Origin of the sequence: Microcoleus sp. CAWBG27 (assembly GCF_020883145.1) — a bacterium.
Classification (GTDB): Bacteria; Cyanobacteriota; Cyanobacteriia; order Cyanobacteriales; family Microcoleaceae; genus Microcoleus.
In genome coordinates this window covers 1-21,011 of the sequence record NZ_JAHREU010000090.1, presented here as the reverse complement: position 1 = coordinate 21,011, position 21,011 = coordinate 1, and the positions used below count along the sequence as shown (strand labels likewise).

Genomic DNA, 21,011 nt, shown 5'->3' with positions numbered 1-21,011 from the left:
ATTGGATGCAACTTTCAACAGTAACATCGGGTAGATTAAGCAGTCTGTCAAGATGAAGATCCATACGGTAGAAATCAATTAGTAGTATCTCATTATACACTTTTCACCAAAAAGCCAGAAGAGCCAAAGCTTGACCACCCAGCATCCAACACAAATTTAGCCAATCTTGTACGAGCTAGACCCTTTACATTCAAGTCTTCAACTGCAATAACATCGTATTGTTTCAACAAGTTTCTCGCAGTCTTAAAGTGAAAATCTTTACGTTTGTCTGCAACTTTTTTGTGTTGCTTGCCCAATTGCTTAACCGCTTTCTGTCTGCGGTTACTTCCTTTTTTGCGACGGGAAACACGTTTTTGAATAACTCTTAAACGCTTTTGTGCTTGACGATAATGTTGAGGTATTGCAACCGTTTCGTTCTCAGAAGTTGTCAAGAATTCCTTTAAACCAAGATCGATACCAGTAATTTTATTTGGGTTAAAGCCTGGTTGGATTTCAGGAACTGTTGCATCTTCTAGACTCAGAGTTACATAATAACCATCGGCTTTTTTAGTAATGGATATCGTTTTGAGCTTAAATCCATCAGGTATTGGGCGATGCAATATAACTTTAACTTTCCCAAACATCGGTAAGTTAATCAGGTTGCCTTGTAAGCACCCATCCTTTATTTGGGGATAAGTAAAAGTGCGGTAACGGTTACGTGCCTTAAATCTTGGTCTACCGCTACGCTTGCCATTATTATCACCTTTTAAGAATCGATCGAATGTTAGTTTTACCCGCTTAACAATGTCTTGTAAAACCTGAGAGTAAATCTCAGCATACCAGGGGTGAGTCTTTTTAAGCTGAGGGAGCGTCCTTTTCTGCGAGTAATAATCGGGATTATCTCTTAGTTCGGGGAGATGGCAAACAAGAGGGCAAGCATTGATAGAACAACGATTCTGTTCGTACCAGTTAAATCGATCGGCCAACAGGTAGTTGTATTGAGCGCACAGCATGGCTAACCATCTGTCAAGCTCAATAACTTGCTGTTTTGTTGGGCGTAGTTTGTACTGGTAAGAAAATCTCATTATTTTGCTGCTTTTACTATTGTATAATACTAGACATCTTGCCAAAAAAATATATGTTATAATCACAAGTTTTGAATTAAATATCTCCCATAATTGTGGAACAGGCATCCTGCCTGTTATTCACAGGCTGTTTGGGAGATGCTTAATCAACTAAAGCAAAACTTTTGATTAGATCTGAAAATTATTTTGCAAGAGGTCTACTACAATTAGGAACAAGATCATCCTCAGATTTGGTCAACTCGCCCTCCTACGTTAACCCGCCTATCCATCCCGACACTAACCTGAGTACAGGTATAGTATCGGACTTGCGGCGAATCAACCTAAACAATACAATTTTCTAGATACCCGCAGCTATTGAGGAACAGCCCGATGAGTTCAGTCCTCCAGTCTTCAGAACAGGCTATTGATACACCATCTATTTCCCATTCTGCCCCTTACTCAAAATCAGACCTGTTTCTGCGCAATCGCCTCAAAGTAGTAGAGGACTTGTGGGAATCGGTGCTGCGACAGGAGTGCGGGCAGGAATTGGTGGATTTGCTCCAACAAATGCGATCGGTCAATTCGGCCGAGGGACAAGCCACTCACTTTCGCGAGTCGAATGTCCTACAGCTAATCGAAAAGCTCGATCTCAACGCCGCCATCCGCGCCGCTCGCGCTTTTGCACTGTATTTTCAGTTAATCAACATTGTCGAACAGCACTACGAACAGCGAGACCAACAGCTAGCTTACACTGGCAGCAACGATGCTGGCGGGCGGATGTTTGCTAAGCTGCCGGGACAAGCAACGGATGCGCCCGATCGCCCGCGGCACAGGGAAGGCCCCGCCCAAACAGCTCTGAGCAAGGTAGACAGCAGCGAGGCGATCGCCAAAGACGCCGGAACATTTCACCAACTGTTCCCGATGCTACTGCGCTTGAACGTACCCAGCCAGCAAATCCAGCGCTTGATCGATCAGTTAGATATCCGCTTAGTATTCACCGCCCACCCGACGGAAATTGTCCGCAACACGATCCGCACTAAGCAGCGGCGGATGGCGAAGATTCTCCAAAAGCTAGACCAAGTTGACGAGAAATTTCAGGTACTCGGGGCCGACTCAGAAAGCCCCTACCCGGTGTCTTCCTGGGAAGCTGCGGCTCTCCAAGAGCAACTGATGGAAGAAATTCGCCTCTGGTGGCGCACTGACGAACTGCACCAGTTCAAACCGACTGTACTTGACGAGGTGGAGTACACCCTGCACTACTTCGACGAAGTGCTGTTTGATGCGATTCCTGAGCTGTACCAACGCTTAAAGCAAGCGCTGCACGCTTCTTTCCCTTACCTGAAACCACCTAGTTACAATTTTTGCAAGTTCGGTTCTTGGGTAGGCTCCGACAGAGACGGCAATCCTTCTGTCACCCCAAAAGTTACCTGGCAAACTGCTTGCTATCAACGCCATTTAGTGCTGTGCAAGTACATCAATGCGGTGAAGCGGTTGAACGAACTTTTGAGTTTGTCGCTGCACTGGAGCGACGTATTGCCGGAATTGCTCGAATCGCTCGATCGCGACAAATCAGAATTTCCCGAGGTTTACGAGCAGTGGGCGATCCGCTACCGTCAAGAGCCCTATCGGTTGAAACTCGCTTACGTACTCCAGCGACTGGAAAATACGCGCGATCGCAACTGGCGCCTCTACAAAGGAGACGAGTTGCAGCGGGAGCGCGAAGCCTTGTCAGAACATCCCGGAATGACCGGCCTTTATCGATCGGGAACCGAGTTTTTGACCGAGTTGCAGCTCATCGAGCGCAATTTAACCGAAACCGGTTTAAGCTGTCGGGACTTAGAAAATCTGCTATGTCAAATAGAAATCTACGGATTTAACTTGGCTTACCTAGATATCCGCCAAGAGTCAACAGTACACTCCGACGCTTTGAGCGAAATTGCAGAATACTTGCAAATTTTGCCCAAGCCTTACAATCAAATGTCAGAAAGCGATCGAGTGATCTGGCTAGCAACAGAACTGCAAACTCGCCGCCCATTAATTCCCGCAGAATTGCCATTTTCTCCCAAAACTTGCGAGACAATTAATACCTTCCGCATATTGCGGCAAATGCACCAGGAGTTCGGCCCGGAAATTTGCGAAACCTACGTCATCAGCATGACCCACGATGTCAGCGATATGCTGGCGGTTTTGTTGCTAGCAAAAGAATCAGGACTTTACGATCCAGCTACAGGAATTAGCAGCATTCAAGTAGTCCCATTGTTTGAAACAGTGGAAGACTTGAAAAAAGCGCCTAAAGTAATGCAGGAGGCATTTGAACTGCCACTTTATCGAGCTTTATTAGCCGGAGGATACGCCCAACAAACAGCAAAAGAAAGCGAACAAAATCTAGACTGTCCAATCCGAAAACTCAAATTGCAAGAGGTGATGCTGGGCTATTCGGACAGTAATAAAGATTCGGGTTTCCTCAGCAGCAATTGGGAAATCCACAAAGCTCAAAAAGCTTTGCAAATGGTTGCGGAAAAGCACGAAGTAGAATTGCGAATTTTTCACGGCCGTGGCGGTTCGGTAGGGCGCGGCGGCGGGCCTGCTTACAAAGCGATTTTGGCTCAGCCCGGAAAGAGTATCAGCGGGCGAATTAAGATTACCGAACAAGGCGAAGTTTTGGCTTCTAAATATTCTTTGCCGGAGTTGGCGCTTTACAATTTAGAAACCGTGGCGGCGGCGGTAATTCAAGCTAGTTTGCTGCACACAGGTTTCGATGGCATCGACTCTTGGAACGAGATTATGGAAGAGTTATCGGCGAAATCGCGATCGCACTACCGTAATTTAATCTACGAACAGCCAGATTTAGTAGATTTCTTCCACCACGTTACCCCGATTCAAGAAATCAGTCAGTTGCAAATTAGTTCTCGCCCAGCCCGTCGCGGCGGGAAGAAAGACATCAGCGGTTTGCGAGCAATTCCGTGGGTGTTTAGCTGGACTCAAAGCCGCTTTTTGCTGCCTTCTTGGTACGGTGTCGGCACAGCTTTACAAGAGTATTTGCTGGAAGAACCGGAAGAACACATGAAACTTTTGCAGTATTTCTACTTGAAATGGCCATTTTTTAGAATGGTAATTTCCAAGGTAGAAATGACATTATCTAAGGTAGATTTGCAGATTGCAGAACACTACGTGCAGGAGTTGGCGTTACCGGCAGACAGAGAGCGATTTAAGGCTTTATTCGAGCAAATTGCTGCCGAATTCTACTTGATTCGTAATTTGGTTTTAACTATTACCGGACACCAGAGTTTGTTGGATGGAGATCCATCGCTTCAGCGTTCTGTGCAATTACGAAATGCCACAATTGTGCCTTTGGGTTTGTTGCAGGTTTCGCTGCTGAAGCGCTTGCGGCAACATGGTACTGGCGGAGTACCTGGGGTAATTCACTCGCGTTACAGCAAGGGTGAGTTGTTGCGAGGAGCTCTGCTGACGATTAATGGTATTGCCGCAGGGATGCGGAATACAGGCTAAAAAACAGGTTTGTAGTGAGGACTTCAGTCCTGCTTTTTCTGAGGACTAAAGTCTTCACTACCAGAAAATTGGGATTAGAGCCTCCCCCTTAAGCGGGGGAATTTCTCCATATTTCTGGAGAGAATAGAGAGTTTCTATGATAAATGTGTTATCATAGGAACAGGAGGAAACAAAGATGCTCGTTCTCGAATTCAAGGCTTACGCAAAACCAGATCAATTCCAGGGAGTCGATGAAGCGATTAGAATTTGTCAATTCATTCGCAACAAATCGATCCGACTGTGGATGGATGGTGATGCTAAATCTTGGTTCGATCTTTCTAAATATTGTGCGATTTGGGCAAAAGAATTTGACTTTGCCAATAAGTTAGGTGCGATGGCCCGACAGGCTAGTGCGGAAAGAGCATGGGCTAGTATTTCTCGATTCTATGAAAACGTCAAAAAAGGCATTAAAGGCAAAAGAGTTGGGTTTCCTAAATTCCAGAAAGACTGTCGTTCTGTTGAGTACAAAACTAATTCTTGGAAGCTCTCATTCGATAGAAAATCAATCACCTTTACCGATAAGTGTGGAATTGGCAGACTGAAGTTAAAAGGTACTCGCGATCTTAATTTCTATCAACCAGACCAGATTAAAAGGGTACGGTTAGTTAAACGAGCAGATGGATATTATGTCCAATTCTGCATTCAAGTAGACCGATTAGAAACTGTTCCAATGACAGGAAAAACAATTGGATTAGATGTGGGCTTGAAAGAGTTTTATACTGATTCAAATGGTGAAATGGTTGATAATCCGAGATTTCTGCGTAGAGGTGAAACGCGGTTGAAACGTGCCGGGCGTCTTGTAAGTCGGAAAGTCAAGGGTGGGTCAAATCGCCGCAAAGCTAGAGTGATTTTAGGTAAGCGACATCTCAAAATAAGTAGACAGCGTAAAGACCATGCAATTAAGCTTGCCAGGTGCGTAATCACATCAAACGATGTAGTAGTTTATGAAGATTTGAGAGTGTCTAACATGATTAAAAATCATTGTCTGGCAAAATCAATTAGCGATGTTTCTTGGTATCAGTTCAGAGTGTTCTTAGAATACTTTGGGAAAGTGTTTGGTCGGATTACCATCGCGGTAAATCCTGCATACACCAGTCAAGAATGCAGTAATTGTGGGGAAGTCGTTAAAAAATCTCTATCCACTCGAACCCATGCTTGTAAGTGTGGATGTGAAATGGATAGAGATCGTAATGCCGCAATTAATATCCTTAATCGCGGGATAGGTACGACGGGGCACGTCGGAACTTCTGTACTCGATACAGTAAACGCTTAGGGAGATTGGATCTCTGGATCTGGTGCAGCAATGTTCTTGATTTAAGTCCGGTCTAGGATCTAAGAATCACCGTCGCTTGGGCGCGGTGAGTGTCAAGAACATATTTTACACGGTTTGATCGTTCAGACTTTAGCCCTCATTTCAGTGGTTCGATCGCCCAGACTTGAATTCTGATTTTCCTCAATCAAGAACTTAAGATTCCTTACGGGGAATTTTCCCACTCAGGGGTAAGCTGGCGGAAATTGTATTTAGACGCGCCGGGGTGACAAGTAACGCAACTGCTGATATTTGCTGGTTGTGGCAGCTTGACTCTGGGGTGCAAAGCTTTGAAATAGCGAGAGCTCGCGACTCGGTAAGCTAGTTCTTCGTCTTTGCCTTCGGGCCGGGAAAAAGTTTGCAGGTAATTCCACACTAGCAACCGGGGCGGGTCTACTAGGAGTTTCAATGTTTGTCCGTAGTGTTGGGAATCTTGCAACAAGCGACGCCAGGTTTCTGTTGGCAATACTTGCGGGGGTAAGCCGATGTGACAGGTGGCGCAGTTTTCTAGGTAGAGTTGCTGTCCGAGTTGATAGCGTTCGGGGATGCGATCGACATTGCCATTATCTTCAATAGCAGACACTTGAGCAAGTCGCGCTGGAGTGTTGGAGCTCGCAGTCTGGGCTGCCACCCATCCGCCTCCTGTACAGCAGACAATTATCAACACCAGCAATGTTGAGTAAAGCCCCCGCAAGCCACGAGAGCGATACTTGGGGGGAGTTTCGTGATTCATTCTGTTTCTGCGTTCTGCCTGCTAATTTCTGCGGTCTGGAGGAGTTTTTTCCCAGCCCGCATGGATGGGTTTTCTAGATCACTGGTATGCTCATGCCTTCGCGGGCCAAGCAGCTATTGGCGAATGCTGCCTGCACGTCTGCTTCGACGCGATCGAGAAAATTGTCGTCGTGACCCGGATCGTGGTGAAACATCACGATCTTTTTGACTCCCGCAGCTTTCGCTATTTCTACTCCGGCTTGCCAAGTTGAGTGTCCCCAGCCGACTTTTGGGTTTTTGAAGTCGTAATACTCTTCGTTGGTGTAGTTGGCGTCGTAAATCAGCACGTCTGCGTCGCGAGCTAGGTGTACTACATTTTCGTCCAGCCGATCGGGAAAATGCTCTGTATCGGTGCAGTAGACCGCCGTGTGTCCCTCCCAGGTGACTCGATATCCGATCGCAGTATTGGGGTGATTGAGCAGGGCCGTTTCGACTTTCACATCGTCGAGTTCGAGAATATCCCCTGGCGTCAAATCGTTAAATTTGAGGTCTGACTGCATCACCTGGATGGGGACTGGAAAATTGGGGTGGTGCATTTGATCGGCAAGACGCTGTTTGATTGTAGTGCCGTTGGGGGCGATCGCTCCGTAAATGTGAAAGCAGTTCCCCGGGATAAAAGCAGGAGTAAAGAATGGAAATCCTTGAATGTGATCCCAGTGAGTGTGGCTGAAAAACATATGGGCTTCGACCGGCATTTGTCGCAGCAGGTTGAGGCCCAGAACTCGCAGACCGGTGCCACCATCAAAAATCAGGCGTTTTTTCCCCAAGCGCATTTCTACGCAAGAGGTATTACCTCCGTAGCGAATTGTTTTGCTGCCGGGGGTGGCGATGCTGCCCCGCACGCCCCAAAACTGAACGACAAACTCGGTCAAAGGACTATTTTCCATACTGGCTTTCTGATCGGAAGGCTCTGGAGTGGTTTGAGAGGGTGCGGAATCTGGCATCTTTTTTAGGTTTGGGCGCAGGAACTTGGGAGTTGAGATCTTAGTGTTTAGTTTTTAGTGTTTTGTTTTTAGCAATCCGTACTATAAAACGCTTTATAGGAAACTATCCGAGTACCAAACTCGGAAATCAGACTTACCGAACACTTGGGTTGTTAGAAGCCTCAACCTGTGCGCGATCGGTTGCTGTAACAGATATCACGCTTTAGAGACCATTTTTGCACCCTGTGGGCTGCCCGGCGTGCGGAACTGTCCTGAGATTAAGATAGCGTTGATGTCAGTATTCGGGTAAATTTTCCTCAAAAGTAGAACGCACTCGCCCGCTTGCTGAGAATTTGCGCTTAATCTTACTCTATGACTAGGATTTTTTTCAAGATTGTGCCGGGGGTGGCTCTTTGAGGAATCCCGTTCCGGTGACTGGGGATTCACCAATGATTTTAGATTCTAGCCACCCCCCTCCTCGACTGCACGTCCTAGACGTGGATCGGTTGCATTAAGTTCGGCTTCCTGAATTGTTACTCGGGTTGCAGTCGAGGATGCAGGCGCTTGGAACCTATTTGCGATCGGCTGCGATGCACTTTTCGACTAACGGCATTACTAGATCGACATCTTGCCAACCCAGAATTTCGGTCACTTTTTTCTCCAAATTTTTGTAGGTTCTAAAAAATTCGGCTATTTCGTCCAAGCGGTGTGGGGCTACGTCTTTGAGGGACTTATAGTGAGCGTAACGGGGGTCTTTGTCGGGAACGCACAGCAGTTTTTCATCTCTGTCGCCTCCGTCGATCATTTCCAGCATTCCGATCGGGCGGGCCGCGATGATGCACCCTGGAAATGTGGGCTCGTCCATCATTACCATGCCGTCGAGGGGGTCACCGTCATCGGCTAAGGTGTTGGGTATGAAGCCATAGTCGCAAGGGTATTGCACTGAGGCATAGAGCACGCGATCGAGTGCAAAAGCTTGCATCTCTTTATCAAACTCGTATTTGTTTTTGCTACCGGCGGTAATTTCGATCAGGACGTTAAGCAGTCCTGGTTTCGGCTGTGCCGGAATTAGCGATAAGTCCACAATAATATCTCCACGTTAACAGACGATCGGGGATGAGCGCTAGTTGCCAAACCCCTTTGATAGCATTTTACGGGCGATCGGGATCGATGCTGCACCAGATTGAGAGAAAGCCTGGACGGGCGGGACGCCCATCCCACTGAAGATATACCGGACGGGCGGGACGCCCATCCCACAGTTTGACAGGGGAATGCTTTGTTTGGGCGATCGGCAGATATTTTCAGTCTTAGCATTCGATCGCTACGCGGAATCTCATGTTTTTACAATAATGATTTTCAATTTTAACCACTGACTGAGTTCACTTGCTAACCACTCGATTTCTGATGCACTTAGTCCTTGCTTTTTTCCTAGTTTATATTTTGATTTTCCCGATGTAACAATTATCTGAGAAGCTTGGTATCCTGCAATCTTTTCAATTTCTAAGCGACAAATATCCTGTCTGGGGGAAGAGCGACAATAATTCCATTTCAACCCGAACAGATCGCCGCTATAGGATATTTGCTGGCGATCGATTCTGAGATGCAATTCCCGAAACATTGCAAACAAATACATTATTACACCCACTATTAAAAATCCTAATATCGTCACCCAAAATTTCCTATCTGGTAGACTGTCATAAGTGCTCCACAATCTGAGAGTCGCAGCAACTTCCGTCGCAAACAAGAAAACTAAACCAAAACCGACTCCTTTTGGCGGAATTACAATCTCGATCGACTCAGCATTTTTTGCTAATTTAATCTCGCTACCTTGCGGCTGCAATGCCCTAATATTTTTAGATATCTGGCGGGGATTTTTGAGCGATAGCAATGCTTCCTCAGCCGAAGATAACCGTTTATCCAAGCTAGGTTCTGTCATCCACTCCAGCCAATCGATTAAATCTGGGTTAAGTTGGGATGCGCGATCGGCAAATTGAATTTTCAAATCCTGCTGCGACATTTCCGTGGGATGCAAACCCGTTACCAAATAAATCAAAGTTGCACCTAAACCGTACAAGTCGGAAGCCGGAACCGATCGCCCACCAAATTGTTCCGGTGCCATATATCCATAAGTTCCTACTACTGTAATTGTGCCGCCAAATTTTGCAGCTTGGTTCTGCACTGAACCGAAATCAACTAAATAAACTTGTCCGACGGAGTGACCGGATCGGCTGTGCAGTAAAATATTGCTGGGTTTAATGTCGCGATGAATAACAGGCACTTCTTATTCGTGCAAATAAATCAAAATTTCTAACAGCGATTTAGCTAATTCTTTGACCTCGCTTTCGCTAAAAGTACGTCCAGCTTTTAAATGCTCTTCTAAAGTTTTCCCCTTTACATAAGTCTGTACCAGGGCAAAGTTTTTACTGTCTAATTCGTCAATTTCCAGGTAGTCGAGGTAGCGAGGAATTGCTGGGTGATCGAGTGCCTTTAAAGTTTCCGATTCCCGTTCAAATAGCTTGAGGTCTTGCCATTCAAAATCGCTACCAAGAAATAGCTGTTTGATAACAACTAACTCTTGAGTTTGCAAATCACGAGCCCGCAGCGTTTGGCGACCTGTTTGTTTTCCCAGTTGCCACTGCACTTCGTAGCGTTCTGCTAATACTTTCGCCGTCATGTTTTTTACCTTAATTTTGGTTCTATTATGTTCTATAAATCGCATAATTTAGATTACAGTCCACTTTCTTGTTGATACCACCGGGCAAAAAGCTTGCTGCTTATCCCCATTGATATTCCTGCAATTAGCGACGGCGCAAAAATGAAAAAAATTCGATCGTATAATGAGGGTGTATATGAGTGTAGAGAAACATCATAATGAATCATAAAACTTGCGAAGAAAAAGGAAACCACTTTCCCCGGATCGAATACAATAAAAAATCCCAGGCTTATCAAAGTGCAGATTCCTGTACCGATCGCAGTTATAACCTGTCGGTTAAGTTTGGGATTAGTTAGGGGATAAAAATACAATCGCGTCACAATTGCGATGATTATTCCGTTTAAAAATCCCAGCAGCAATCCGAGGAAAATACCGAGAATTCCTCCGGCTATTGTCCCGAAAATCGGAAAAAAAAAGGTGCCGTAAATTGCTGCACAAGCTCCTACAGATACAGTTCCTGCCCCGATGCTGCGCCAAATCGCATCGCAGAAAAATTCGCCAGTATCCACCCTTCTTCCCTGTCTCAATGCCAGGGAATATTTATCTATTTGCTGCGGTTTTTCGAGAACTTCTTTTGCAATCTGGACTGAGGCGGGACGGCGCTCTAAACTGGGATGCGTCATCCACTTCAACCAGTTGGTAAAACCGGGACTTAGTTCGGTAAATTGCTCGAATTCAATCTGCAAATCTTGCTGTGGTAAATCGGCTGGATGCTGCTTGGTAATTAAGGCGATTAATGTGGCTCCCAATCCGTATAAATCGGAAGCGGGAACTGCTCTCCCGCCAAATTGTTCGGGCGGCATATAGCCGTAGGTTCCGACAACGGTGACTGTTTTTCCCTGTTGCGTGGCTAGGGTTTGAACTGCACCGAAATCGACGAGGTAGACTTCGCCGACGCTGTTTCCCGATCGATTTTTGAGTAAAATATTGCTCAGTTTAATGTCGCGGTGAATCACCGGGGGCTGTCGCTGGTGTAGGTAGGCGAGGATGTTTAGTAATGCTGCGGCTAATTGTTTGACTTCGTTTTCGCTGAAAGTGCGGCCGTCTGAAAGATATTCTTGGAGGGATTTGGCTTCGATGTAACTCTGAACTAGGGCGAATCCTTTGCGGCTGGGTGTGTCGATTTCAAAGGAGTCTAGATATTGGGGAATTGCGGGATGCGATAGGGATTTTAAGGTTTCGACTTCTCTCTCGAACAGTTTTAAGTCTTCCCAGTTAAAGTCGCTGCTGAATGAGAGCAGTTTGACTACTACTTGCTGTTGGGTTTCTAAGTCTCGGGCGAGCAGTGTTTGCCGTCCGGCTTGCTTGCCGAGTCGCCGATCGCACTTATACCGATTTCCTAATATTTCTCCTAACAAATCCCCGATGTTTTGTCCGCTCATGTTCACCTGCCACTGAAGCGATTGAACCCACCTTAGCTGGCCAAGCTGCAATTGTCTGCACTTGTTTAAGCGATTTAGATCGAACCTGGTGGTATAGCGGTTCTCACAAAGATGAGGTACGTTGTTGGGCTTCAGCCCTCTTTGTCTGGGTGGTTTTGTAAGCTGTCAGTCATACCTCATCTTTTTGAGAAAGGCTATATCGCAATTAATATTACCCACACTCAGGAAACGGCACGTCCAGTTTCCCTAGGATCGATCGGGCTAGGGAAACGGCATTGCCGTTTCCTCCTAGCGAGCTCAGAGTGATTGTTTTGGAGTACGAACGCCGCACGATGCCTTGTCCGACATTGCTACGGCAAAAAACTTTTTTTTGCCAAAGAACCAGCGCCTTTAAACACCATAAAAATGCCCCTGATTCAAGCTTAAATTTAACGTTGAATTTGTTTGTAAATTGACTGCACTACATCTAGCATGGTCATGAGTTGGTGCCATTCGGGAGCGTCTGGTTGGTAGCTTTTCGCCCGCTGAGTTTTTAAACTCTGGTGCAATAGATTCAGCAGCGTCTCTGGAGACTGAAACGAGTTATCATCTTCATCTTTTGGGCTGGAGGCTGCATTTTCTATGGTTTCTTTGATGCTTTGTGCCTTATCTGCCAGACTCAAAGCTCTGCCCGCCATGTTTTCTGGCATTTTTGGCCGTTCCGACAAAGACTGGCGGGTCAGTTCTTCGAGCAGTTGGCGGACTTGAGCCACCCATTCGAGATCGTTTACCGAAAACGAATCAGATTTAAACGCTTGTCCCTGTGGTCTTTGCTGAATGCTTTGTAATTTTTGGAGCAGGGGGAGAGACTTTTGAGTGATGTTTTCGGGGATTCTGGGGATATCTGACAGCGAGCTGCGGGCAATCTCTAGCAATAGTTGGTAAACCTGATCTACCGACTCAATATCTCCCGATTGCGAATTCCAATTATCCATAACTGATGCTAGTAGTTTTCTATATCTAAGACTAGAACGTTAGCTTTCTGCTGAAAGCAAGTTGCTTTTAAGAGCCGCCAAAGTTATTAAGACTTACGGGCGCGGGGTAAAAAACCCGGTTTTTGAGTGGATGTTAGGTCGCCTTTGCCCCAGATTTTGCTTAGAAACTGGGTAATGCTGGCGCAAGTCCTAATTGTTTTTTAAGCTCTTCTGAAGGTAGAAGTGCTGTGTTTGTTGTCGCCAAACACCGCACAATGCGGGTATCTGGCGGTGGCGAGGCAAGCGATCCCAAGTCCGGTTATCTAACAATCATACCTGTTGGAGCTGATTTAAAATTGCCCCAACAGGATATTAAGGTTAATTGATTGGACGGGAGGTGCACCCCCGATCGCGATCGCCCCCGCCCGCACCGGGCGCCGCTGCTATTTGTCTGTGAGATTCCATACGCCGTCCCAGTTTAGTACGTCGGGAGGGCTGAGCTTATATAACCCGCAGCGATCGACGTGCAGTTTAGCTGCCTTGTTTTTGGGTTCAATGTCCAGAACAAGGGTAAATTCGCGTTCTGCGTCTCTAAAAGCTTGCTTGGCTTTTGGTTCTAAGACTTTCTTAAACTCGCTGAGGAGTTTTTTGACGCGATCGAGTCCCAGATTTTCAAATTCCTCCTCTAACATTTCTACAACTGTCTCGGAGGCTTTAATTTTAATTTTAGCCTGCAATAGCTGCCTGATCTGTGCTGGTTTCAGCCTTTTAATTTTAGGATTTGATGGTTCTAAGATGTCTGCTTCCAACAGTTTTTTAACCTCGCCCTCTTGCAAGGATTGAATATCGTCTGCTGATAGCTGCTTGATTTTGGCTTGCAGCAACATTTTGGCTTCATCTTCCGAGAGGTTTTTGAGACCTTCCAATTTCAACAGTTGGATTTCTGGCTGCAACAGCACGATTAGTTTATCTGCTTCAGACAGATTTTTGGGATCGTACTCTGACAGCTTTTTGAGTTGATATAACAACTTCTTTAGTTCGTATTCCAACTGTTCCTCGACACTGTAGGAAAGTTTTTTGATTTCTGTCTCCGGCATTTGGGCGACATCATCTAAGATATTTTTCACCTCACTGTCAGATAGTCTGTGAGTGACTGGCGTTTTGTAATGTTCGCGACCCTTATTATAATGTTCTACAACTTGTTGCTGTTTTTCGGTTAGTGACTTGCCAATGGGCGAGTATCCTTCTTTGATGCCGACGAGTTCGTAAATGATAACTGGTTCGCTTTTGCCTTTGACGGTAATGAAGTCGAGTTCCCGCACGTAGACTCTCTCGTGATAATGTTTGTAGGTATTGTCACTAATAATTAAGTCAGTTCCGTACTGCTTGCTGGCGCCTTCTAAGCGAGAGGCGAGGTTGACGCCATCTCCTATAGAAGTCAATTCCATGCGTTTACTTGAGCCAATGTTGCCACTGACAACTTGATCGGAATGTATGCCCATACCAATACTGATGGGCAACTCACCATTAGCTATACGATCGAGATTGAATTTATCGAGTTCTGCTCGCATTTTCACTGCCGTTTGCATCGCGCACCAAGCATGATCTTCTAGGGGCGCCGGAGAGCCGAAAACTGCCATCAGAGCGTCGCCGATGTATTTGTCGAGAGTGCCTCCGTACTCGAATACGACATCTACCATCACTTCAAAATACTTGTTGAGCATCACCACCACTTCTTCAGCTTGCAATTTTTCCGTAAGTGTGGTATAGCTGCGAATATCTGAGAACAGCACCGAAACTTCCTTGCGCTTGCCGCCCAATCCTGTATCCCCTGAAGCTAACAGCGCTTCGGCTACTTCTGGGGTCATGTAACGGTACATCAAGTTTTTGACTTGCTTGGCGCTGCTAATATCTTCCATGACGACTAACGCGCCGTTGACTTTGTTGGGATCGGTAGCATCGGTCATTGAGTTGATCGAGAGATTGATACTCTGCGATTTTCCTTCACAGGAGAGCAAAATTTGATCGGGGTAATACTGCTGGCGATCGTTATCGTCTTCTGGAGACAAAGACGCATCGAACCACTTGGCAAAATCGCCTTTTTCTAACTTAATTAACTCGCGCAAAGATTGGCCTTCTGCTAATTCTGCCTCGCTGACACCGAGTAATTTTTGGGCGCTGGGATTTGTCGCAACTATATTGCCTTTTTTATCTGTAGAAATCACGCCGTTAGTCAGGGCGTGCAGCATATCTTTTTGTCTTTGTTCTTGCTGTTTGACTTCTGCAAACAGTTTGGCATTTTGCAGGGCCACTCCTGCTTGGATGTTAAACGACTGCATAAAGTCCAGGTCGTTTTTATTGAAACTCGCTTTCCATTGTTCGGGGGCGTGAGGCCAATCTGCCGGGTTGTAGGGTGGGAATTCTCCTTGTCGTTTTTTGTTGACTAACTGCGTAACTCCAATCAATTTGTTGTCGGAGTTAAACACTGGCATACACAGCATACTGCAAGTGCGGTAGCCTGTTTTTTGGTCTGTTTCTATGGCAGTTTTGGCGCGGGGGTCGTCGTACACGTCAAAGGAAATCAGCAGGTGTTCGCCGGATTGGGCGACGATTCCTGCAAAACCGGCTGTTCTGGGTATGGAAATTTTTGTCAGTATGCCTTCTTTGTTGGGGAGTTTCGTCCACAGTACATCTTTATCTTCGTCTATCAGCCACAGGGTGCTGCGATCGGCATTCATGAGTTTTTTGGCCTGATCCATGACCCTTTTAAGGGTATCTTCTAAGTCGAGACTGCTCTTAGAAAGAGCGTTTACGGCATTCATCAGCGCTTCGGCTGCCCGCTGTCTCTGGGTTGCTGCGTAGAAAGATTTGGAGGATTCTAGAATTAGGCGAATCGAGGGAGAAAATTCATTGAAAACTCGTTCGTCTTCTTCCGTAAATCCAGCCCTGTCGATTTGTTGGTCTAAACTAGCGTGATTTTGGTGATCCGGTTTTAGTTTATTAATCAGTTGAACGACTGCTACTAATTCGTTTGTTCCTTCCTTTAGCAGGGGCATTGCCAGCATTGTATAAGTGCGGTAGCCCGTTTTTTCTTCAACTTTTTTGGCGTTAGCCGATCGCGAGTCGTTGTAAAAATCGTAAGGGATGTTAACCACTTTTTTCTTTGTGGCTACTTCTCCGGCGATGCCAACATGGGCGGGAACTCTGATTTCTATGCTTTCGCCATTTTCGTCTTTAGCAACTTTCGCCCAGAGTTCATTTTTCTCGTCGTCTAATAAAAATATCGTAGTGCGATCGGCATTGAGCAATTCCCCTGTTTTGAGGGTAATCGACTGCAACATATCGTTGAGGATAGCGTCAAATCCCTCGCTCTCCAGGATGTTATCGAGCATTCCCAGGGTTTGATTGACAACCTTAAGTTTTTCTTCTACTTCCTTAACTGCTGCTACGGAACTTTCCTTATTTAGGTGAGCAAGAATGTTTGTGACTCCTTGGCGCGGGATAATTGCACTGCTGCTGGTAGGGGCAGGGGCAGCCACACGTTCGGGTTCGGGAGGAGGCGTAGGGGTAGAGTAGGGTTGATTATTTTCACTGCTGATAGGAGTGACATCTATCACGTTGTCGAGAGAAGAGTAATTTGTGGAAGATGCAGGAGGATTCATAGACCTTTACAGAAGCTTAAGTGTAAGGGTTAGTCTAAGCTAGGACAGCGGGCAAGTTCATCTTTTGAGTCAGACAGGTCGCACAAGACTCAAGTAGGTGTGAAACTATTTCCCAGTTTACAGAAGTCCGAGCCTAGAGCAAGGGAGGTTCAGTTGGCATTGCTGCTCAACTGCTAGTAATACGGTAAAGCCACGGTGTGATTGCTGGAATCTTTTTAGAGATTGTGAATGGTGTTTTAATGGTTTATCGAAAATTTGGGTCTAAAACCCCGTCGTTCTACGACGGCTTTTGGTAGAATTGTACCAGTGGTAAAGGTAATCAACCACTTAAAAAACCTTGCTGTCGAAAGACGAAGCGCTGAACAAGAGACAATTGAATCTATGCGGTTCTGCTGCATTGTTCTAGCTTCCTCCTGGCAGCAGGTAAAAGATTCACAGGAACACTGGCGATCGGGTTTTGAAGCATATTTGTTTCAAGGTAAACAGGACTTGCAGCAATGCAACTAGGGTAGGGCATACCCGAAGTAACGCTTGGGGAGAGTTTCACCTCTGGCGCGAGACAACGCAAGGAATCTAGGTTAAGTGATCTCGGTGAGCCAAGAATCTCCGTGCGTTCACGCCGGAGAGTGTCAATAACTGATTTTGGCATTGTGCGCCCGCTTGAATTAGGTTTGCCCTGTTGCAGAGATCGCCCGCAGGAACAGGAATGCGTGTTGCGGGACTGCTGAAAAAGGGATGGCATTGTAGGACTAGCCGCAATTGTGACACCACCAGTTGTTGGTGATGTGTGCCCTTCTGTACACAATTGTGGTTTTTAACTAGAATTTCTGTCAATTTTACTGCTATACCCTTGAACGCCTAGACTAAAGTCAGGGGCTGTGAGCTTTTTTTTGTAAGATTTGCGGTTGTTATTTTCAGTGTAACCTCCGACTCGGAAAAAAAGTCCGCCTTTTGACCCCCCGATCGCCCGGAGGGTCAGATTAAGTTTTGAAGAACTGAGTTTGACTCCGTTCGATCGTCGGTTGTCCGTTGCAGTTTTTTTGCAGTTTTGGGCATTGAAACTGGTTTTTTAACTCTCCATATTTCCTTCAAACCGTTTGGGAGACTCGGAACGGTGAGTAAAAGGAAGAGCAAGAAGACTTTCGTTATCGATCGCCATGAAGTCAGAAGACTTAGACAGCAAGCTCGATCGCGATTCATATTTTACGTCAAGTTAGGTGGATTTACTGACAACAGTATTTTCGATTGGCGATGCGGGAGCAATGCTGCTACTTTGAGGGTTTGGCGGACTGACTTTGGCGCAATCCGGCGGCTTCGACGAGTAGCGATTCGGCAAAGGCGATCGCCTCTGTGGCCGATCGACCGCTGGCGAGTTGGGCGAGCTCTTCCCGGCGCTGCTGGCTGTTGAGAACGGCAACTCTGACTACAGTTCGTTCGCCCGATTCGGAGTTGGCTGCTTCGCCGATAGTTGATTCTGCTGCGATCGTCTGTTTGTTGACGCGAAAATGACAATCAGCCATCGCGGCGATTAGCGGCTGGTGGGTGACGCACAAAACTTGGTGTTTGTCGGAGAGTTGATAGAGCTTTTTGGCGATCGCACCGGCGACTCTCCCGGAGACTCCGGCATCGATTTCGTCAAAAATTAGGGTTCCGGCGCTTTCTATTTGGGAAAAACAGGCTTTGATGGCGAGTAGAAAGCGGCTCATTTCTCCCCCGGAGGCGATCGCCCCTAAAGGTTGCAGCGGTTCCCCCGGGTTGGGGCTGAAACAAAAGGCAATTTGGTCGGCACCGGTGGCGGTTGGGCTACAGGGCGAGATCTCGACTTGAAATTGGACTTTTTCCATGGCTAAGGGCTTAAGTTCTCCCACGAGGTGGGTTTCGAGTTTCAGGGCTGCTTCGCGCCGCAGGATGGTGAGGTGGCTGCAAGCATCTTTTAATTGCTCTAGAGCGGTCTGATATGCGAGTTCTAAGGCTTCCATTGACTCGCCTCCTTTTAAAAGTTCGTTTAGTTCGTTTTGGATGCTGTGGTAGTAGGCGATCGCTTCTGAGAGCTGCCCGTATTTGCGGCAAATTTGTTTGAGTTCGCGAATCCGATCTTCTACTTCTTCGAGTCTTTCGGGATCTGCTTCTAATTGTTCGCCGTAGCTGCTAATTTGGCTGCTGGCTTCTGTGGCTTGGGCTAGGGCGTCGCTGACCATTTCTAAAATTGGTTGCAACTGGACATCGTAGACTACCATGTCGTTTAAAATTTCCTCGGCTTTGCTCAACAAGTCGGCGGCTGAGGCGCTATCGCCGTCGTTTTGGTAAAGGGCCTGGTGAACTCGGTAACTCTGCTGCTGCAATTCGACGACGTGGCCCAGACGGATTGATTCTTGTTCTAGCTGTTCGAGTTCCCGGCCGTCTTCGATGTGGGCTTCGCTAAGTTCTCGGACTTGGTATTCTAACAAATCCAGTCTTTGCAGCCGCTGCTGTTCCGACTGACGCCTGCGGTTGAGGGCTGTTTTGGCGCTGGAAGCCCCCAGCCAAGCGGCGGTGATTGTCGATCGCGCTTGAGTGAGTTTTTTACCACCGTACAAATCCAGCCATTCTCGCTGGAGAGTTTCTTGGCCGAGGTGGACGGTTTGGCCTTGGGCCGTAATTTCCACAAGCCGATCGCGCAGTTGCTCCATTAACTGGCGGTTGACGAGAATTCCGTTCAAACGCGATCGACTCCGCAAAGCACCGCTAGATACGTTAATTTCCCGGCTGCAAACGGCTAAATTGCCATCTATGGGTTCGATTTCTTGCTCGCCCAGCCACTTGGCGGCGGATGAGTCTAATTCAAAGGTAGCTTCCAATATTGCCCGCGTTGCTCCGGTGCGAATCGATCGGCGATCGACTTTCCCGCCCAAAACTGCATCGATCGCATCTAAGATAATCGATTTGCCAGCCCCGGTTTCCCCTGTAAATACGTTCAAACTCGGGCCAAAGTCTAGATCCAGGCGGTCAATTAGGGCAAAGTTTTCTATTCTGAGGGATAGTAACATGGGGAATTGGGAATGGGAATGGGTAATTGGGAATTCTAATTTTCAACTACAATACTTGTAATTTTGCCATTATCGATCGAGTCTCAACATCAATGCAAAGTAAATTACTGCTGCCCGTTGCTCTCTTAAGCTTTGTCCTGATTGGAGCTTTTGGCTGGAAGCTTCACCAAGACAAGGAGCGAGTCTATCAATTTACACTGGCCACGGGAACAAAAACTGGGAATTATTACCCTTTCGGACAGGCACTTGCTGATGTCGTCGCGAAACACAATCCGCGCATCCGCATTCAAGTTATTGAAACTCAAGGTGCTGAGGAAAATATGCGGAAGCTTGAGTCGAATGAGGCTCAGTTAGCGATCGTACAAAACGATACGGCTGCGGTACCTTCTGCTCGGGTAATAGCTTCGTTGTTTAAGGAGGTTTTTCATTTAATTGTTTCCGAACAGTCGGGTATTAAAAGTATTTCAGATTTAAAAGGAAAAAAAATTGCACTGATGGCTAAAGGCAGCGGTTCCTACAGTTCTTTTTGGTTTATGAGCGAACATTATGGTTTAAAAGAACAGGATTTTATATTTACTTCAACTTCTTGGACAGAGGCTAATAAATTATTTAGTAATGGAGATGTTGATGCTATTTTTAGGGTACTGCCTCCCGGCAGCAGTTTGGTTAAAGATTTGCTGCAAAATACCGAAGGAAAGCTAGTGCCTATCGACCAAGGATCTGCCATGAAAATCAGATTACCTTATTTGGAAGCCGATCTGATTCCTAAGGGTACTTACAAAGCAGATCCGCCTGTTCCCGATGCAGATTTGGCGACCGTGGGAGTGCAGGCTACTCTGTTGGTTCGGGAGGATGTCGATCCGGAGATCGTGCGAGAAATTACGCGGATTTTGTTTGAATACCGCCGCCAGTTGGTAGCTGCTAATTCGCTGGCGGCAATGATTCGTCAGCCTGGAGCGAATGGCGGTTTAGCTTTGCCCCTACATGAGGGCGCTCAGGCTTATTACGATCGCGAAAAGCCGGATTTTTGGGCTGCTAATTCCGATCTTATGGCTTTATATTTATCTATCGGAACGCTTTTCGCCTCTTGGGTTTGGCAGTTGCGCTCGCGCTTTGTAGAAAAACAAAAAAATCAAGCCGATCAGTTTAATTTGGCGATTTTAAGTTTGATTCAAAAAATTCGCCAAGCGAAAACTTCGCATGAAATTGATTTGTTGCAAGAAGAGTTATTTGAGATTTTTAACCAGGTGATTGTAGATTTGGACGAAGATCGGATTGATTCTGATTCTTTTCAATCTTTTACTTTTACTTGGGAAACTGCTATAAGAATTGCGCGCGAGCGAGAAAAGATGTTGCGGGAGTTGCGGCTGGCTTCGGATAGTGTGTGATTGATTGTGATAGACATATAGCCTTTACCAAAAAGATGAGGTATGTTGTTGGGATGGGAGCCCTCTTGAAATTTGTGACATAGCAAGTTATACCAATTTCGGTAAATATAAGGTATGTTGTTGGGCTTCAGCCCCAAGAGCGCTTTCATCGCAACTACGTACCAAGAAAGGTATGTTGTTGGGATGGGAGCCCCAAGAGCGCTTTCATCGCAACTACGTACCAAGAAAGGTATGTTGTTGGGATGGGAGCCCCAAGAGCGCTTTCATCGCAACTACGTACCAAGAAAGGTAT

12 protein-coding genes and 2 pseudogenes are annotated in these 21,011 nt (G+C 46.4%); 4 read left to right on the top strand and 10 right to left on the bottom strand.

Annotated elements, in window-relative coordinates; genetic code table 11:
* Positions 1-125: 125 nt before the first annotated feature.
* Positions 126-1,064 (bottom strand): annotated as a pseudogene (locus tag QZ938_RS30060) (RNA-guided endonuclease InsQ/TnpB family protein); the annotation flags it as partial.
* A gap of 369 nt (positions 1,065-1,433) precedes the next feature.
* On the opposite strand from QZ938_RS30060, the gene ppc reads away from it, so the two are divergent.
* Together ppc and QZ938_RS30050 are read left to right on the top strand one after the other, a co-directional pair.
* Positions 1,434-4,553 (top strand): phosphoenolpyruvate carboxylase, encoded by a 3,120-nt coding sequence (gene ppc / locus QZ938_RS30055; protein ID WP_293352010.1) that lies wholly within the window; start codon positions 1,434-1,436, stop codon positions 4,551-4,553.
* Positions 4,554-4,728: 175 nt separating this feature from the next.
* On the top strand, positions 4,729-5,865 hold the full coding sequence (locus QZ938_RS30050; protein ID WP_293152453.1) for an RNA-guided endonuclease TnpB family protein: 1,137 nt from the start codon (positions 4,729-4,731) through the stop codon (positions 5,863-5,865).
* A gap of 202 nt (positions 5,866-6,067) precedes the next feature.
* On the opposite strand, the gene QZ938_RS30045 is transcribed toward QZ938_RS30050, so the two are convergent.
* The 8 genes and pseudogenes from QZ938_RS30045 to QZ938_RS30010 form a co-directional block, all read right to left on the bottom strand.
* A complete protein-coding gene (locus QZ938_RS30045) occupies positions 6,068-6,634 on the bottom strand; it encodes a diheme cytochrome C (RefSeq protein WP_293152456.1) in 567 nt (188 codons plus the stop codon).
* 73 nt (positions 6,635-6,707) lie between these two features.
* Positions 6,708-7,616 carry an MBL fold metallo-hydrolase gene (locus tag QZ938_RS30040; protein WP_293152460.1) on the bottom strand — a complete coding sequence of 303 codons (909 nt, stop codon included), beginning with the start codon at positions 7,614-7,616 and terminating at the stop codon, positions 6,708-6,710.
* Between the two features lie 550 nt (positions 7,617-8,166).
* On the bottom strand, positions 8,167-8,679 hold the full coding sequence (locus tag QZ938_RS30035; RefSeq protein ID WP_293152463.1) for an inorganic diphosphatase: 513 nt from the start codon (positions 8,677-8,679) through the stop codon (positions 8,167-8,169).
* Entirely contained in the window at positions 8,664-8,909 is a 246-nt protein-coding gene (locus QZ938_RS30030; protein ID WP_293152466.1) for a hypothetical protein, read from the bottom strand. Before QZ938_RS30030 ends, QZ938_RS30035 begins: the two co-directional genes overlap by 16 nt.
* A gap of 19 nt (positions 8,910-8,928) precedes the next feature.
* Positions 8,929-10,269, bottom strand: a pseudogene (locus QZ938_RS30025) (serine/threonine protein kinase).
* 53 nt (positions 10,270-10,322) lie between these two features.
* On the bottom strand, positions 10,323-11,690 hold the full coding sequence (locus QZ938_RS30020) for a serine/threonine-protein kinase (RefSeq protein ID WP_293152469.1): 1,368 nt from the start codon (positions 11,688-11,690) through the stop codon (positions 10,323-10,325).
* A gap of 428 nt (positions 11,691-12,118) precedes the next feature.
* Positions 12,119-12,664 carry an inorganic pyrophosphatase gene (locus QZ938_RS30015; RefSeq protein WP_293152472.1) on the bottom strand — a complete coding sequence of 182 codons (546 nt, stop codon included), beginning with the start codon at positions 12,662-12,664 and terminating at the stop codon, positions 12,119-12,121.
* Between the two features lie 422 nt (positions 12,665-13,086).
* Positions 13,087-16,305, bottom strand: coding sequence for an adenylate/guanylate cyclase domain-containing protein (locus QZ938_RS30010; protein WP_293352008.1), 3,219 nt, complete (start codon positions 16,303-16,305; stop codon positions 13,087-13,089).
* 255 nt (positions 16,306-16,560) lie between these two features.
* On the opposite strand from QZ938_RS30010, the gene QZ938_RS30005 reads away from it, so the two are divergent.
* Complete coding sequence (locus tag QZ938_RS30005) at positions 16,561-16,812, top strand: hypothetical protein (protein ID WP_293152478.1); 252 nt, start codon at positions 16,561-16,563, stop codon at positions 16,810-16,812.
* Positions 16,813-17,573: 761 nt separating this feature from the next.
* Here the strand turns inward: QZ938_RS30005 and recN are convergent.
* Positions 17,574-19,331, bottom strand: coding sequence for a DNA repair protein RecN (gene recN, locus QZ938_RS30000; protein WP_293152481.1), 1,758 nt, complete (start codon positions 19,329-19,331; stop codon positions 17,574-17,576).
* 26 nt (positions 19,332-19,357) lie between these two features.
* Here recN and QZ938_RS29995 point away from each other — a divergent pair, with 26 nt between their 5' ends.
* A complete protein-coding gene (locus QZ938_RS29995) occupies positions 19,358-20,719 on the top strand; it encodes a TAXI family TRAP transporter solute-binding subunit (RefSeq protein ID WP_293352006.1) in 1,362 nt (453 codons plus the stop codon).
* Positions 20,720-21,011 lie beyond the last annotated feature (292 nt).